Origin of the sequence: Fontibacillus phaseoli (assembly GCF_003337355.1) — a bacterium.
Lineage (GTDB): Bacteria > Bacillota > Bacilli > Paenibacillales > Paenibacillaceae > Fontibacillus > Fontibacillus phaseoli.
Genome location: NZ_QPJW01000003.1, coordinates 16,757 through 33,337, shown reverse-complemented (window position 1 = coordinate 33,337; position 16,581 = coordinate 16,757). Strand labels below are relative to the sequence as shown.

The window sequence follows — 16,581 nt, the reverse complement described above, 5'->3', positions numbered from 1 at the left end:
ACGATGAAAGTCATCTTAGCCACATTAAATGCAAAATACATCCATACCTCGCTGGCGATCCGGTTGCTTAAAGCATACAGCGGGAATGAGTTCGACATCGATTTGGCGGAATATACGATCAAGGACCCGGTGCTGAACATCGTGTCCGATTTATATAAGAAACGGCCGGATGTCATCGGCTTCTCCTGTTATATCTGGAACATCGAAGAAACGATCAAGTTGACAAATATGCTGAAAAAGGTGATGCCGGAAACGGCGATCGTGCTGGGCGGTCCCGAAGTCTCTTACGATACGGCTTACTGGATGGAACGGGCGGACAGCGTTGATTTCATCGTTATGGGGGATGGAGAGGAAACGTTCCATCATTTGCTCCAGGAGCTGGCCGGGGAACGAAAATTCCATTATGTATTCGGCGCAGCTTACCGCAAGGACGGGGAAATCAGGGTAAATCCTCCCCGACCGAAGTCCGACCTCAATACGCTTCCGTCGCCGCACCGGTTTCCGGAGGATATTCCGGATCTGGGCAAGCGCATCGTGTATTTCGAAACGAGCCGGGGTTGTCCGTTCAACTGCCAGTTTTGCCTCTCCAGTATCGAGGTGGGGGTACGTTACTATGATATCGAGCGGGTAAAATCGGATATTCTGTACCTGATCAGCCACGGGGCAAAAACGATCAAATTTCTGGATCGGACCTTTAACATCAACCGCAGCTACGCGATGGAAATGTTTGATTTTCTGATTCACAATCACGGCGGTTGCGTGTTCCAGTTTGAGATTACGGCGGATATTATGCGACCTGAGGTGCTCGATTATTTGGCGGAGAACGCTCCGCCGGATATTTTCCGCTTCGAGATCGGGGTTCAGTCGACGAACGACAACACGAATGAACTGGTGAAGCGCCGCCAGAACTTTACCAAGCTGACCAGAACCGTAATGAAGATCAAGGAAAGCGGCAAAATAGACCAGCATCTTGATCTGATCGCCGGGTTACCCGAGGAGGATTACGCCTCGTTCCGTAAAACATTCAACGACGTATTTGCCATGCGTCCCGAGGAATTGCAGCTTGGGTTCCTGAAAATGCTTCGCGGCACGGGACTTCGAAATGAAGCGGCCAAGTATAATTACACCTATATGGATCATGCCCCCTACGAAATTCTGGGTAATGATATCATGCCTTTTTCGGATATCATCCGGCTGAAGCGGCTGGAGGATGTCCTGGAAAAGTACTGGAACGACCACCGGATGGATCATACAATGGAATTCCTGATTACCCGCGAATTCGATTCCCCGTTTGATTTCTTTCAGGAGCTGGGCGATTTTTGGGAAGATCGGGCCTGGCAGCGGATCGGCCATCAATTGGAAGATTTGTTCACTCGGCTTTATGAATTCCTGGAGTGGCGTGGTATGAAGCAGCCGGATATCGTCCTGGGGCTGATGAAACTGGACTACTTTTTGGGCCATAAGTACAAGCCGCGCAAAATCTGGTGGGAAGACCGGATGGATAAGCAGCGGCGGAGCGGGTATTTCAAAGCACTGGCGGATCGGCCTTCAGAGGTGTCCGCAGCCTTTGCAGCCCACGGGCTAGAGGAGCGGGATTTACAGAAATTTGCCGTACTGGACGAACTGCCTTTTTCACTCGAGGACGTGCTGGAAGGTAAGGAGGCCCTTGACCGGCGACAGGGCGGCACCCTGCTCGTCGTCTTGTACCAGCAGGATTCAAACGATCAACGGCCGGTGTATTATAAGGTAAACACGTCGACGTTTACGTCGTTTCCGGTATAAGGATTTAGGGATTGGGACCGGCAATCGTGTGGATCGCTTGGATCGTAAATGGAATTGCTCAAGCAGAGAATAATCTCCGGTTACTTCAGGCTTGAGCCTATGTGTGTCAAAGGCCCAATCATTCCCCTGGGTTTGGAATAAAATAGGATGTACTCTAAACCAAAGGAGGAATCCCTGTGAGTGGTGTAGTTGGCGGAAATAGTGGATATGGCGATAGAGGATATGTAGGCGGTATGTTTACGTCTACCGGGGCTATTTTGGTACTTTTCATTCTGCTCGTGATTATCTCTAGAGCTTTTGTCTTGTAGAAAAATATTCGTCATTTTCCCGCTGAGCCTTATGGCTTGGCGGGAATTTACTTTATGGGTAATATTTCCTTGAATCCCCCGGAATAATGACAGGGGGCCAATTTCCATAGTAAAATAATAAATGTGAAGAAATTGTCATAGGTTGTTGTTAAGTCAATATACAACATGTCGGGAGAGGATTGAAGATGTCGGATCAAGAACAACAGCTTCCCCAGCTGTCGAATGATCATATCGATGCCGGTGAGTTGCTGAATGCTTTAATGGCTATGAAAAAAGGGAACTTTTCTTTTCGAATGCCTTACGACCGGACCGGTATCTCCGGCAAAGTGGCAGACACGTTTAATGAGATCATGGACATGCAGGAAAACCTGGTGGGCGAGATCCGCACCGTGGCTGAAGTTGTTGGCAAGGAAGGTAAGCTGACTCGGCGGTTCAATCATAAAAACACAGGCGGATCCTGGGAACTCGTTATTGAATCGCTGAACGGACTTGTGAGCGATCTCGTTCAACCTACTGCCGAAGTGGCCCGCGTAATTAACGCGGTGGCACAAGGGGATTTGACGCAGAAGGTAGAGGTAGAGTTCGAAGGCAGACCTCTGACCGGGGAATATTTAAGAACGGCGAATAACATCAATATGATGGTCAATCAGCTCAGCACGTTCGCTTCGGAAGTGACGCGGGTGGCCCGGGAGGTCGGTACCGACGGTAAGCTGGGCGGTCAGGCGGATGTCAAAGGCGTGTCCGGGACCTGGAAAGACCTGACGGACAGCGTAAACAACATGGCTGCCAATCTGACGAATCAGGTACGGAATATCGCAGCCGTTACAACGGCCGTTGCGACAGGCGATTTGACGAAGCAAATCACCGTAAATGCCAAGGGCGAAATTCTGGAACTGAAGGACACGATAAATACGATGGTGGACCAGTTATCCATGTTTGCCTCGGAAGTGACGCGGGTGGCGCGGGAGGTAGGCACGGAAGGCAAGCTTGGCGGGCAGGCCGAGGTTAAGGGAGTTTCGGGAACCTGGAAGGATTTGACCGATAGCGTTAATGATATGGCTTCTAACCTGACAGATCAGGTACGGAACATAGCGGTCGTGACGACGGCGGTCGCAAACGGCGATCTGTCCAAGAAAATCACGGCGAATGTGCAAGGCGAAATTTTAGAGCTTAAAAATACGATCAACACGATGGTGGATCAATTGTCTACCTTTGCTTCCGAGGTTACGCGGATGGCGCGGGAGGTCGGTACGGAGGGGATTCTCGGCGGTCAGGCCGAGGTTACCGGAGTAGCCGGTACGTGGCGCGACCTGACGGAAAGCGTAAACTACATGGCGTCCAATTTGACGAATCAGGTGCGCAATATCGCCGAGGTTACGACCGCGGTCGCTAAAGGGAATTTATCCAAGCATATTACAGTTAACGCCAAGGGTGAAATCCTGGAGTTGAAGAACACCATTAATATCATGGTGGATCAATTGTCCACTTTCGCATCCGAGGTTACGCGGGTGGCCCGTGAGGTAGGTACGCTCGGGATGCTGGGCGGACAAGCCCAGGTGCGCGGGGTAGCCGGCACATGGCGCGATTTAACGGAGAGCGTAAACTACATGGCGTCCAATTTGACGAACCAGGTGCGGAACATAGCGGTCGTTACGACGGCTGTCGCGAACGGCGATCTTTCCAAGAAGATTACCGCGGATGTACAGGGTGAAATTTTGGAACTGAAAAATACGATCAACACGATGGTGGATCAATTGTCCACGTTTGCTTCCGAAGTCACGCGGGTAGCGCTGGAAGTAGGTACCGAAGGCAAGCTCGGCGGACAAGCCGAGGTGAGAGGCGTCGGGGGTACATGGAAGGATTTGACCGAAGGCGTAAATAACATGGCCCGAAATCTGACCGATCAGGTTCGGGGCATTGCGGAAGTGACGACGGCCGTCGCGAAAGGCGACCTTTCGAAAAAAATTACGGTAGACGCCAAAGGCGAAATCCTGGAATTGAAAAATACGATGAATACGATGGTGGATCAGCTCAGCCTGTTTGCCTCCGAAGTAACCCGCGTAGCCCGCGAGGTCGGCACCGAAGGAAAGCTGGGTGCGCAGGCGGATGTGAAGGACGTATCCGGAACGTGGAAAGACCTCACGGACACGGTGAATACGATGACCAGCAATCTGACGATCCAGATGCGGAATATCGCCGGAGTGACGACCGCGGTGGCAAACGGGGATCTGTCGAAGCAAATTACCGTAGATGTGAAAGGCGAGTTGCTTGAGCTCAAAAACACAATCAATACGATGGTGGATCAGCTCAATTCATTTGCTTCCGAGGTAACGCGGGTAGCGCGGGAGGTAGGCACCGACGGCAAACTCGGCGGTCAGGCCCAAGTACGTGGCGTTGGCGGCATCTGGAAAGATTTGACCGATAACGTTAATATAATGGCTGCGAACCTGACGGACCAGGTTCGGGGAATCGCAAAGGTCGTTACTGCGGTCGCCGGCGGGAACCTGAATCAGAAGCTGACGGTAGACGCCAAGGGGGAAATCGCCGAGCTGACGGACACGATCAACAACATGATCGATACGCTGGCCACATTTGCGGATCAGGTTACGACCGTGGCCCGCGAGGTTGGCGCGGAAGGAAAGCTGGGAGGACAGGCCAGCGTGCCCGGTGCGGCGGGTACGTGGCGTGATTTGACCGATAACGTAAATTACATGGCCAGTACGTTGACGACCCAGGTTCGAGCCATTACGACGGTTGCCACGGCGGTAACCAAAGGCGACCTGTCGCGGAGCATTGATGTGGCCGCTGTCGGTGAAGTCGCCGAATTGAAGGACAATGTGAATGAAATGATCCGTAATCTGAAAGAGACGACCCGGATCAACACGGAGCAGGATTGGTTGAAGACGAATCTCGCCAAGTTCTCCAGATTGCTCCAAGGGCAGCGTGACCTGTATGCCGTGTGCCGCATGATATTGTCGGAGCTGGCTCCGCTCGTTTCCATGCAGCATGGCGTCATGTATATTAACGAACCGGTAAACGGCGAACCGACGTTGGCCTTATTCGCCAGCTATGCTTATCAGCAGAGGAAGCATCTATCCAATCAATTCCGTTCCGGAGAAGGCCTGGTCGGCCAGTGCCTGATCGAGAAGCAGCGAATCCTGCTTACGAACGTGCCTGGAGATTATGTCGTGATTTCTTCCGGTCTCGGCGAATCGGCTCCTCTGAATATCGTGCTCTTGCCGATCATCTTTGAAGATCAGGTGCTCGCCGTGCTGGAGCTGGCTTCATTCCGCAGCTTTACCGATATCGATCTTGATTTCCTTGACCAATTGACGGAATCGATCGGTATCGTAATTAACACGATGCAAGCGAACCGGCGGACGGAGGAACTGCTGATGCAGTCCCAGTCGCTTACCGAGGAACTGCAAAACCAACAAATGGAGCTACAGGATACAAATGAGGAACTGGAGGAGAAAGCACGGTTGCTCGTTCTCCAAAAGGCGGAAGTAGAGAGCAAAAACAATGAAGTGGAAATTGCCAGACGTGTACTCGAGGAAAAAGCGGAACAGCTTGCTTTGACCTCGCGTTATAAATCCGAGTTTTTGGCCAATATGTCGCACGAACTTCGTACGCCGCTCAACTCGCTGCTGCTTCTGGCCGAGCAGTTGGCCGAAAACCCCGATGAGAATCTCAGCGATTACCAGGTGAAATTTGCCCAGACGATTCAGGACGCGGGCATTGAGTTGCTTGAGTTAATCAACGATATTCTGGACTTGTCCAAAATCGAATCAGGTACGGTTACCGCGGAATATAACGAACTTCAAATCAGGGAAGTCACGGACGGCCTGGAGCGGACATTCCGCCACATGGTTGACAACAAGAGGCTGGACTTTTCGATAAAGCTCGAGTCGGATCTTCCTGAAAAAATGGTGACCGATCCAAAACGGCTGCAGCAGGTACTTAAAAATTTGCTATCTAACGCTTTCAAGTTTACGGAAGAGGGCCAGGTCCTGCTCCATATCCATAAAGCAAGCGAAGGGTGGAGCGCAGGGAGCGAACGGTTGAACAGGGCTAAAGAAGTTATTTGCTTCTCGGTCAGCGATACAGGCATCGGAATTCCGACCGATAAACAGGCGATTATATTTGAGGCGTTCCAGCAGGCTGACGGAAGCACGAGCCGGGAATATGGGGGGACCGGCCTGGGACTAGCCATCTCGCGCGAGATTGCGGTCTTGCTGGGCGGCGAGATTACGCTGTTTAGCGTGGTGAATAAAGGCAGCGTATTTAATCTGTTCCTGCCGTTATATTTGGACATTCCGGGACATGAGACGGAAGAAGTTTCCCAGTTGGAGGCAGTGTCGTCCTTTCCGAAGTACGTGCCGGAAATCATCGATGTTACGCCCCGTGAATCGAAGCGAGGCGGCGCTCCTAGAGAAGAGAGGATCATCCGGGACGACCGGGATGCCATTGAGCCCGGGGACAGCGTATTTTTGATCGTGGAAGACGATGTGAAGTTCAATGAGATTCTGCTCGATATTTTGCATAAAAAAGGAATCAAGGCGATTATAACCACCCGAGGAAACGGGGCGCTTGAACTTGCCCAAAAATACACTCCGGACGCCATTACTCTTGATCTGCGCTTGAAAGATATGGACGGCTGGCTGGTGATCGACCAGTTGAAAAACGACCTTAGTGTCCGGCACATTCCGATTTGCGTCATCACTGTGGAAGAAGATGAGATTCCGCTGCGTCAAAAAGGCGTGTACGAATATATCGGCAAGCCGGTGACGAATGAAGAACTCGAAACGAAGCTGGATCAATTGAGAGAGTTTTCGACCCGCTTGGTGCATAGGGTGCTCATCGCAATCAGCGATAGCGAGCGAAGCGATCAACTTTTGCAGCTTCTCGACAATGACGACTTGGAAATCGTTATGGTGGATACTGGACGAAAGGCGATCAACCAACTGAAGTCGAGCAGCTTTGACGTCATTCTGATCGATAATGATCTGGGCAATACCGACGTGCTCAGCCTGGTTCACGAAATTCACAAAAATATTCAGAACAAGTCCGTGCCGATCATTTTGAACAGGAACCGAAAATGGACCCCGGAACAGGAGGCGCAGCTTGAGGAATTAATGAAGCACTCTGTGATCAAAGAGGTCAAGACACCGGTTCAGATGATGGACGAAAGCAGTCTGTTCCTGCACCGTAAAGCGGAAAATCTGTCCGACGAATCACGGCAAATGCTGGTCAAGCTGCATGAGTCCGATGAGATGATCACATCCAAACAAGTGCTTGTGGTGGATGACGATATTCGGAATATCTTCGCGCTAACGACGATTCTGGAGCGTCATAACATGAAGGTGATCCCTGCGGAGAACGGCCAGGAGGCGATTCAGATCCTGGAAAATACACCATCGATCGAAATTGTGCTGATGGATATTATGATGCCGATTATGGACGGGTACGAAACGACCCGGGCCATCCGCAAAAAGCCGGAGTTCGAGAACCTGCCGATAATCGCACTTACGGCCAAGGCGATGAGCGGCGACCGGGAGGCCTGCCTTGAGGCAGGGGCTTCCGACTATATTACAAAGCCTGTAAACAGCACACAATTGCTGTCCATGATTCGCAGTTGGCTCGATCATCCGGAGGAAGAGGAAGCGACAACTCCAGACGCACCGTAGTGGCTGACACGCGTTAATTTTATCGGAATATCAATAAGCAAGGGGACAGACCTAAGCAATGATTTGCTTTTGTGTCAGTCCCCTTGCCGTATTTTACGACCTATGTAAGATATCGAAACTAACTTTAAGAAGGCAACTGCCGCTTCAGCCAATCGGCTGTATCGCGGGTGACTTCGTCCCGATTGAGCTCGTTCAGCATTTCATGCCTTCCGCCGGGGTACAGCTTAAATTCAAGATCCTGTAGCCCTAGCCGCTCGTAAAGGGATAGCAGCCGAAGCACCCCTTTGCCTTCAAGGCCTACAGGGTCTTGATCCCCTCCGAAAATATAAACCGGTTTGTCCTTGGGAATGAGGCTCATCCGGTCGGGACGATGTATCTCGCGCAGTAAACCGAACAAGCCGTGAAAAAATCCGGAGCTGCAAACAAACCCGCAAAGCGGATGCTTCACGAACTTATCCACTTCCTGCTCGTCTCTGGACAACCAGTCGAAGGGCGTCCGCATGGGCATAAAGTTTTTATTGAAACTGCCGAACGACAACGCGTTCAAAAGCAAGCTCGCATGTTCCGGTCCCTGAAGCCGTGCTTGAAACCGCGCCAGGTTTTGGCCGAAGGAGAGGAGCCCCCGTGGACCGTTGGTACCCGAAAGAATGAATCCTCTGTATCTCTCCGGCCGGGTATACATCGTTTTTTGAGTTAAGAAGGACCCCATGCTGTGTCCCATGAGAAACAGGGGGAATTCGGAATGCCTGTCATGAATAAGTTCGCCAAGTGTAATGATATCGCGTACCATACCGTTCAAACCGTCTTGGCCCGGCCAGCCGAGCTCATCCGGGCTGCTTGCGGTTCGACCGTGGCCCCGGTGATCATTGGCGTACACCAGAAAGCCTTCCTTCGTCAGCGTTTCCGCAAACCGACTATACCGCTCCGCCGTTTCGCTCATACCGTGGGCGATTTGAATTACACCGCGAAGAGGTGTGCCAGGATCACTGGGAGACCAGGAGTACACGTAAACATGTTGACCTGCTTCATTTTCAAACGTAAATGTTTGTTCTTGCATGCTGCAGCACTTCCTTTTTATATTTTGGAAATCCCTTCAGCAAAACACGGTGGCCTTTTATTTTTTATCAATGGCGATGAGGTAAGGCGAAGCCGGCTTCTGCGGCTGGCGGTAAAGTATACCCTGTCCAGCGGATTGCGGCAGGTTGGCGGTCCAGGCTTCGACTGTCGCTGCTTCCTCTTCTCCTCCCGGGTGACCGGGGTAGAGAACAACTGTCAGGATTCCTCGAGGCTTTAGAAGCCTCACAGCTTCATTCAGGGCCTTTAGCGTGCTTTCCGTATTCGTAATTACTGCCTTGTCGGCTCCATCAGCCGGCAAGTACCCCAAGTTAAACATGACGGCTCCAAGCTTGCCATGAATATTTAGCGGCAATGCCGACTCCATCTCCGCATGGCTGCGTTGCAGCAAAGTTACGGCGGACAGCGTTCCTGACGTCTCTTTCTCCAGCCTGGTGCGGGTAAGAGAAAGCGCCTTGGACTGGATGTCAAAAGCATAGACGTGGCCGCGCGGCCCGCAGGCTTTTGACAGAAAGAGGGTGTCGGTGCCTGTACCGGCCGTCGCATCTACGGCGATGTCGCCCGGCTGCAATCGTTCACCCGCCAATTTATGTGCAAAGCTCAGTACCGAGAGAAACCCCATGTCATCCCCTCCAGAATTTTCCCTGCCAAGTGTCGCGCTGCTTCAGCTCATCATCGATCGCATTCAGTACTTCCCACTTTTTGAGACTCCACATCGGTCCGATCAACAGGTCGCGCGGAGCGTCGCCGGTCAAGCGGTGTACAATCATTTCTGGCGGCAGAAATTCAAGCGTGTCCACGATCAGTTTCACGTATTCGTCTTTTTCCAAAAACTGTAGAAGGCCGGCCTCATATTGTTTTACCATCGGCGTTTTGCGCATCAGGTGCAGCAGGTGGATCTTGATGCCCTGGACATCCATATGCGCCACGGCCCGCCCTGTCTCCAGCATCATTTCATGACTTTCCTGTGGGAGCCCGTAAATGATATGCGTGCAAACGCGAATATTCCGCTTGCGAAGTTTCTCTACCGCATCGAGATAACACTTTGTATCATGTGCGCGGTTTATCAGCGTCGATGTTGATTCATGAATAGTTTGCAGTCCCATTTCCACCCACAGGTAGGTTCGTTCGTTCAGTTCGGCCAAATAATCGACGACATCGTCAGGGAGACAATCGGGACGCGTCGCAATGGAGAGACCGACCACTCCAGGCTGTTCCAAAATAGCCTCGTAGTATTCCCGCAGCTCCTCCACGGGCGCATACGTATTCGTATAAGCCTGGAAATAACCGATATATTTGGCATTGGGCCATTTTAGGTGCTGCCTGTCACGGATCGTATTGAATTGGGATACCAGATCATTGCGTCGGCTGCCGGCGAAATCCCCCGAGCCGCGGGCGCTGCAAAAAGTACATCCGCCTTTGGCGATGGATCCGTCCCGGTTCGGGCAAGTAAAGCCGGCGTCGAGCATAACTTTGAATACTTTATCCCCGAACTGCTCCCGCATTTCTGTATTCCAGGTATGAAAACGTTTATCGCTCCAAAGTCTGGGTGTCGCTGATAGTGTAGTGGTCATTTTTGCTCCTTTATCTTTTGTGTCCGTGTTTGTCACAAAATAAGTTTTTGTGTCGATTAAGGGCCGCAAAGCCTTTGATCAAGCGGCTTCTCATGAATCATTGTATCAAATTTTACGAAAAAAGGGGAATAATCGAAGGGGTCTTTTCTTGCGATGAATGACAGATTATGTTATTTTAATTGTACCTAAACTACGTTTGGACCCCAATTCCAAAATATATCGGAAAAGGAATCCCCGTACCGTCTCCCCGGCGGTCCGTCAGGATTCCTTTTCCCTTTGTCAGGGGATCATGATTCATTTTTATCTCTTTACTTTTAGTTCGAACTTCGGCACAATATTTCAGTAATGGAATATTGATTTTGGCACTTACATGAAAGCGGAGGAATGAGATGCGTTTACGCGGCAGAAAGGGAATCCGGGAAAATTTGGAGCAGCAGGAGGATCTTGTCGTTCTGGATCCCCGGGAATATAAAGGAAAATGGAGCCAAATGTTCGGGAATGATCGCCCTCTTTATATCGAGCTTGGCATGGGCAAGGGACAATTTATCAGCGGAATGAGCTTCAAGCATCCGGACTGCAACTTTGTGGGGATGGATATGTACGATGAACTGATCCGCCGGGGAAGCGAGAAGGTGCGGAATATCTGGAGCGGGCATGAACCGGAAAATTCGCATAATGTCCGGCTTGCGCTTGGCAACATCGAATCGATCGAGGAATTTTTCGCTCCCGGCGAAGTCGAGCGGGTTTATTTGAACTTCAGCGATCCGTGGCCGAAGAAGAAGCACGGACGGAGACGGCTTACGCATCCGCGTTTTCTCGACAAATACCGCACTTTACTGAATGAGGAAGGCGAAATACATTTTAAAACCGATTCGCGGGAGCTGTTTGAATTTTCGCTAAACGCATTTGCCGCAAACGGCTTGCAGATGGGCAGTATCTCGCTTAATCTGCATGGAGACGGGATTAATGAAGAGCATGTCATGACGGAATATGAGAGTAAATTCGTAGGACAAGGGATGCCGATTTACCGTTGTGAGGTTAAGGTCGGCGAGTTGGCCCTGCGCCGTTATCACGATCATAAAATGGAGCAATTTTAGCAATAGTAAAACAGACCTCCAAAGTTTTGGAGGTCTGTTTTTTGCTTGTAAACCGATAATCGTAGAATTATGTCGTCACTGTATTACGTTCAATAAGATCCATAATGGCCTGTGCACTTTGCAGCGGATAATAACTAGCGATATGGTCGAGAACTTCTTCCCTGGCCCGTACAACCTCATCGTAATTGTCCGTGAGCCTGTTGATCCAAGCGGTAATGTCATCCAGGGAACCGATAGGCGTACCCCAACCCTGGGAGGTGAAGTACTGTGAATTCTCCTCTTCCTGCCCCGGGAGCGGTTTATGGAACAGCATGGGAATGCCTTTCGCCAGGCCTTCCGTGCAGGTCATTCCGCCGGGTTTCGTTATCAGTAAATCGGATGCATCCATCAGCTTGTCTATCTCCCGCGTGAATCCCAGCAAGTGGATATGTTCATGAATGAAACGGGAATCCTTTTTCATCTTCTCCAGTGATTTGGTGTTGCTTCCGAAGCAGAAGATGATCTGAATCACGTCGCGGTAAGAAGCTAGGTAGGCATTGACCGCCTCATCCTTCATAAAGCCCCATCCGCCACCCATGACAAGCACGGTTGGGATGTTTTTCAGGTTATATTGAGCCCGGATATCTTCTTGCCGGTGACGTTCCCAGAAATTCGGATGAACCGGAATTCCTGTAATCCGGATTTTGTCCTCCTCGACCCCTCGTTCAAGCAGTTTCTGCTTCACTTGTTCAGTGGATACAAGGTAGCTGTTCACTTCCCTGCTGATCCAGGTGCCATGAGCGTCATAATCGGTTATCACCGTGCAGAGAGGCACGTCAAGCATTTCCAGCCGCTTGATCCGTGAAATAATGGCGCTAGGTATTGGATGAGTACAAACGATGACATCCGGGTGAAGCTGCCGGATCAGCTGGATCGTGCGCGTATAGAATATCCGATGGAGAGCCAGAGTCGTCAATCGGTTCAGTGATTTTTTATAATTGCTGCGGTACATCATGCGTACAAGACGCGGTTGGGTGGATACCGTTTTCTTATAGGCGGTAATAATGATCGGTGCCACTCTCGGATTTAAAAAACTGCCCAGTTCTAGGACTTTGGTCTGCACGTGTGGTGCCACTTTGCGTAAACTGCTGGAGAGCGCGTATGCCGCCTGGGTATGTCCGGCTCCAAACCCCTCAGATAAAAGCAAGACTCTTTGTTTTTGCACTTTAGTTTCACCTTTTCCTGCAAGGTTTTTCTACCATTTACAATATCCCCTTTACGCCCATAATGCAACCGTTCCAAGGGCAACGGACGATCCGATTACAGCCCCGGCGAGCACGTCGGAAGGGTAGTGCAAACCCAAATAAATCCGGGATACGGCAACGATCAGCGCTATAGGTCCCAGGATCAGGGCAAGGGCCGGTTGGGCTGCCATGAACGGCATGGTCACCGAAAAAATGGCTGTAGTATGACCCGAAGGAAAAGAATGGTCGGTTAACGGATTTCGGAACGTATTTGTCCCGGGAAGCGTCAAGTACGGACGAACCCTGGGATATGTTTTTTTCGCCAATGCGACCGGCAAATGGCTGATTGCCAGGGCAACGCAGGCTTGAAGGCCAACTCTGCTCCAGGGCTGAGGAGCGATCATCCAAATAAGAAGGGTCGATAAAATCGTAAACCAGGCTCCTCCTAGATGGGTGAGGTGATACACCCAAAAATTTAGAAAGCTCCGATGCAAACGGCCGTTGATTCCAACAAAAAGCCGTTGATCCAGTTGTATCAATTTTTGAAGCAATCGATTCATAAAAATTCCTCCGCGCTTGGTGTGCTGCAAGATACGGCCTAGAACTGCCGCATAAGCCGAGACTATAACGCAGCGATGGTATTTTCAGGTAAGTCTGATCATATTTTGATTCCGTGGCCTTTTTCAAGAACAGGGGGACTTTGTGTGTTAATATACCCTTTTTTTAAGTTCTTGTGAATCTGCACTTGAGGTTGATTCAAATGATAGCAAAAAAGTTTAAAGAAAAATGAGTTATTAAGTAAACTTTTTTGTGTTTTTTTCGTTTGTGTATTATCGACTGATTTTATATACCGTTAATAATTTGAAAAAAAAGGGGGACTAAAGAAATAAAAAGCGTCAAAATTGATGAAAATAAGAACTAACCGTACCGATTACTGGATGCGGTGGTGCTTTGTGTGACTATAGAGTGACTTCCGTCGGATTTTAAGCGTTTCGCAGTTCTTACAGCGGTTTGACAAATGTTACAAAGTCATGGAAAATCGTAAAAGCGTTGAAAATGAAAAACAGATTTTCAAACAACGTTGTTACAAAGGGTCATGAAAAAAACTCCGTAATATCTAGAGAAAAAAGCAGGTAAAAATTAAAGGGAGTTAAAAGGGGGTAATAGAGATCATGATGGACGCCATTTTAATTTCGCTGCAGGTAGTGCTTGCAGTGATCGGGGTGTACCAATTCGGTTTATCGTTGTTCGGCATGTACAAAAAAAAGAAAAAAGAAAGCTTTGCTCCGAGCAAATCCTTTGCGGTGCTGGTAGCGGCGCATAACGAGGAAAAAGTGGTCGGCGCTTTGATGGAAAATTTAAAGCATCTGAACTACCCGAGAGAACTTTACGATGTGTTTGTCATTTGCGACAACTGTACGGACGGTACGGCTGACATCGTAAGGAGTCACGGGATGAATGCTTGCGTGCGCTCCAATCCGAATTTGCGCGGTAAAGGTTACGCGATCGAATGGATGCTCAAGCAATTATGGAAAATGCCGCGGCAATACGATGCGGTCGTGATGTTCGATGCCGATAATTTGGCGCATCCGGACTTTTTGAGCGAAATGAACAATGACCTCTGTTCCGGTGCCCGGGTCATTCAAGGGTATATTGACACCAAGAATCCGGAAGATTCCTGGATTACCGCTTCTTATGGGATATCTTACTGGTATTGCAACCGTTTGTGGCAGTTGTCCCGCCACAATTTAAATATGGCTAACTTCCTCGGCGGAACGGGGATGTGTTTTGAAACCGAGCTTTTGAAAGAAATCGGCTGGGGAGCAACAAGCCTCGTGGAGGATTTGGAGTTCACGATGCGTTGCGTGGAGCGCGGAATTTATCCGGTGTTTAACTATGACGCCAAGCTGTTTGACGAAAAGCCGCTCACCTTCAAAGCTTCCGCCCGCCAGCGCCTTCGCTGGATGCAGGGGCACTTTACCGTCGCCCGCAGATATTTCTTCCCGCTGTTGTGGAAAAGTATCAAGGAGCGGAATCTGATCAAGCTGGATATGGCTCTTTACGGTGCCAACGTATACATCGTGCTGCTGACTTTTCTGCTGACCGCTTTTATCTGGGCAGACCAGTCCTTGTTCGGCGGACCGAACTTCGAAACGCTGTATGCCAAATTCCCGCTGTGGATCTCGTTCGTGGCGATCGCGGCCAACGTATTCATTTTCTTGGCGGCCATGTTTCTTGAAAAGGTCAAGTTCAAGAAGGTCTACGCATATCTCGTGCTGTTCCCGATCTACCTGATTTCCTGGTGGCCGATCACTTTCTATGCGTTCTTCACCCAGAATAACAAGCAGTGGAGTCATACGCAGCATACGCGCGTAGTACGCCTAGAAGAAGTCCAAAAGGGATAGGAAGCTCAAAAACCGGACTTTGATCACGAAGCTTGACTAAGGAGCGGATTCGGCGTCGAATCTTGAATTCAGCCGAGCCTTCCGGTGCTCACGTAGGTTTCTCCTACGCTCCGCTCCTCAGTCTCGGCTTCATCCAACCTTCTCGGTGCTGAAAGCCCAGTTATTGAGTCTTGATTGGAATGGAAGCTCAAAAACCGGACTTTAATCACGAAGCTTGACTAAGGAGCGGATTCGGCATCGAATCTTGAATTCAGCCGAGCCAAGGTGATGCTTTCGAAGCATGTTTCCTCTGGAAACATTTTAGGTGCTCACGTAGGTTTCTCCTACGCTCCGCTCCTCAGTCTCGGCTTCATCCAACCTTCTCGGTGCTGAAAGCCCGGTTTCTGAGCCTTGATTGGAATGGAAGCTCAAAACCCGGACTTTAATCACGAAGCTTGACTAAGGAGCGGATTCGGCGTCGAATCTTGAATTCAGCCGAGCCAAGGTGATGCTTTCGAAGCATGTTCCTCCGGAAACATTTTAGGTGCTCACGTAGGTTTCTCCTACGCTCCGCTCCTCAGTCTCGGCTTCATCCAACCTTCTCGGTGCTGAAAGCCCGCTTTTTGAGCCTTGATTGGAATGGAAGCACCCAACCGAGCTTTGAATCAAAGCCTTGACACGAACTTCGGCATGTGTTAAAGTATTTGAGTGTTGCAATGAATGATTTTGGATTGCAAGCAGAGGCCTTGGCTTCTCACCTGCCCGACGATGATGTTGGCTGGTTTTGATCCGATGACTTATGAATGAAAAATTCATGATGAATTGATGATCAATTTGGGATGCGGGCGATAACCTGCATCCCTTTTTATTTAGCAATATCCGTCCTAAGGACAACAAACTCTTTGGAGGTGGAGAATTATTAGTAAGGAACATATGATCAATGATGAGATACGAGCCAAGGAAGTTCGTTTGGTAGGTGCGGGTGGCGAACAAATCGGTATTACGCCGATCCGTGAGGCACTGCAGATGGCAATCGATCAGAATCTGGATCTGGTTAACGTAGCACCGACGGCCAAGCCTCCGGTATGCCGGATTATGGACTATGGCAAGTTCCGTTACGAGCAGCAGAAGAAAGACAAGGAAGCCCGTAAGAATCAAAAGATAGTGGACATCAAGGAAGTATGGTTCCGTGCCAATATCGAGGAACATGATTACCAGACGAAGCTTCGCAATGTGATCAAATTTTTAAAAGAAGGCGACAAGGTAAAATGTTCGGTTCGCTTCCGCGGCCGTGAAATTACCCATGCCGACATCGGTAAGAAAATTCTCGACCGCGTTAAGGAAGAGGTTGCGGAACTTTCATCGGTGGAACGTCTTCCTAAATTGGAAGGTCGCAGCATGATTATGATTTTGGCACCTAAAAACTAAGCGCGCGTTTCCGATCGGTTTGCC

At 50.0% G+C, this 16,581-nt stretch carries 11 protein-coding genes; 6 read left to right on the top strand and 5 right to left on the bottom strand.

The genetic code is table 11. The features are described 5' to 3' along the window. The first annotated feature begins 3 nt into the window (after window positions 1–3). The 3 genes from DFP94_RS10290 to DFP94_RS10285 all read left to right on the top strand — a co-directional run bounded on the left by DFP94_RS10290 (window position 4) and on the right by DFP94_RS10285 (window position 7,777). Window positions 4–1,782 (top strand): B12-binding domain-containing radical SAM protein, encoded by a 1,779-nt coding sequence (locus tag DFP94_RS10290; RefSeq protein ID WP_114496405.1) that lies wholly within the window; start codon window positions 4–6, stop codon window positions 1,780–1,782. Window positions 1,783–1,958: 176 nt separating this feature from the next. Next, window positions 1,959–2,090, top strand: coding sequence for a YjcZ family sporulation protein (locus DFP94_RS26410; RefSeq protein WP_342768237.1), 132 nt, complete (start codon window positions 1,959–1,961; stop codon window positions 2,088–2,090). A gap of 185 nt (window positions 2,091–2,275) precedes the next feature. Further along, on the top strand, window positions 2,276–7,777 hold the full coding sequence (locus DFP94_RS10285; protein ID WP_114496404.1) for a HAMP domain-containing protein: 5,502 nt from the start codon (window positions 2,276–2,278) through the stop codon (window positions 7,775–7,777). A gap of 124 nt (window positions 7,778–7,901) precedes the next feature. On the opposite strand, the gene DFP94_RS10280 is transcribed toward DFP94_RS10285, so the two are convergent. From DFP94_RS10280 to mnmL, 3 genes are read right to left on the bottom strand one after another with little or no spacing between them, the layout of a single operon-like run. After that, window positions 7,902–8,834, bottom strand: a complete 933-nt coding sequence (locus tag DFP94_RS10280) for an alpha/beta hydrolase (RefSeq protein WP_114496403.1) — start codon at window positions 8,832–8,834, stop codon at window positions 7,902–7,904. A gap of 57 nt (window positions 8,835–8,891) precedes the next feature. Then, window positions 8,892–9,473 carry a tRNA 5-(aminomethyl)-2-thiouridylate-methyltransferase MnmM gene (mnmM, locus tag DFP94_RS10275; protein WP_114496402.1) on the bottom strand — a complete coding sequence of 194 codons (582 nt, stop codon included), beginning with the start codon at window positions 9,471–9,473 and terminating at the stop codon, window positions 8,892–8,894. A 1-nt stretch (window position 9,474) separates the two neighbouring features. Further along, entirely contained in the window at window positions 9,475–10,425 is a 951-nt protein-coding gene (mnmL, locus tag DFP94_RS10270; protein WP_114496401.1) for a tRNA modification radical SAM protein MnmL/YtqA, read from the bottom strand. Between the two features lie 389 nt (window positions 10,426–10,814). Here mnmL and trmB point away from each other — a divergent pair, with 389 nt between their 5' ends. Further along, window positions 10,815–11,522 (top strand): tRNA (guanosine(46)-N7)-methyltransferase TrmB, encoded by a 708-nt coding sequence (trmB, locus tag DFP94_RS10265; RefSeq protein ID WP_114496400.1) that lies wholly within the window; start codon window positions 10,815–10,817, stop codon window positions 11,520–11,522. 67 nt (window positions 11,523–11,589) lie between these two features. Here trmB and DFP94_RS10260 read toward each other — a convergent pair whose 3' ends face one another. Both DFP94_RS10260 and DFP94_RS10255 read right to left on the bottom strand, forming a co-directional pair. Continuing rightward, window positions 11,590–12,726 (bottom strand): MGDG synthase family glycosyltransferase, encoded by a 1,137-nt coding sequence (locus DFP94_RS10260; RefSeq protein ID WP_114496399.1) that lies wholly within the window; start codon window positions 12,724–12,726, stop codon window positions 11,590–11,592. Between the two features lie 51 nt (window positions 12,727–12,777). Then, window positions 12,778–13,305, bottom strand: coding sequence for a phosphatase PAP2 family protein (locus tag DFP94_RS10255; RefSeq protein WP_114496398.1), 528 nt, complete (start codon window positions 13,303–13,305; stop codon window positions 12,778–12,780). Between the two features lie 612 nt (window positions 13,306–13,917). On the opposite strand from DFP94_RS10255, the gene DFP94_RS10250 reads away from it, so the two are divergent. Both DFP94_RS10250 and infC read left to right on the top strand, forming a co-directional pair. After that, window positions 13,918–15,150: a glycosyltransferase family 2 protein gene (locus DFP94_RS10250; RefSeq protein ID WP_114496397.1), complete on the top strand. Its 1,233-nt coding sequence runs from the start codon at window positions 13,918–13,920 to the stop codon at window positions 15,148–15,150. Window positions 15,151–16,062: 912 nt separating this feature from the next. Then, window positions 16,063–16,557, top strand: coding sequence for a translation initiation factor IF-3 (infC, locus tag DFP94_RS10245; protein WP_114496396.1), 495 nt, complete (start codon window positions 16,063–16,065; stop codon window positions 16,555–16,557). The last annotated feature ends 24 nt before the right edge of the window (window positions 16,558–16,581 follow it).

Coding starts and splice junctions, on each gene's coding strand:
- DFP94_RS10290 (WP_114496405.1), top strand. CDS start 4: ATGAAAGTCATCTTAGCCACATTAAATGCAAAATACATCCATACCTCG.
- DFP94_RS10285 (WP_114496404.1), top strand. CDS start 2,276: ATGTCGGATCAAGAACAACAGCTTCCCCAGCTGTCGAATGATCATATC.
- DFP94_RS10280 (WP_114496403.1), bottom strand. CDS start 8,834: ATGCAAGAACAAACATTTACGTTTGAAAATGAAGCAGGTCAACATGTT.
- mnmM (WP_114496402.1), bottom strand. CDS start 9,473: ATGGGGTTTCTCTCGGTACTGAGCTTTGCACATAAATTGGCGGGTGAA.
- mnmL (WP_114496401.1), bottom strand. CDS start 10,425: ATGACCACTACACTATCAGCGACACCCAGACTTTGGAGCGATAAACGT.
- trmB (WP_114496400.1), top strand. CDS start 10,815: ATGCGTTTACGCGGCAGAAAGGGAATCCGGGAAAATTTGGAGCAGCAG.
- DFP94_RS10255 (WP_114496398.1), bottom strand. CDS start 13,305: ATGAATCGATTGCTTCAAAAATTGATACAACTGGATCAACGGCTTTTT.
- DFP94_RS10250 (WP_114496397.1), top strand. CDS start 13,918: ATGATGGACGCCATTTTAATTTCGCTGCAGGTAGTGCTTGCAGTGATC.
- infC (WP_114496396.1), top strand. CDS start 16,063: ATGATCAATGATGAGATACGAGCCAAGGAAGTTCGTTTGGTAGGTGCG.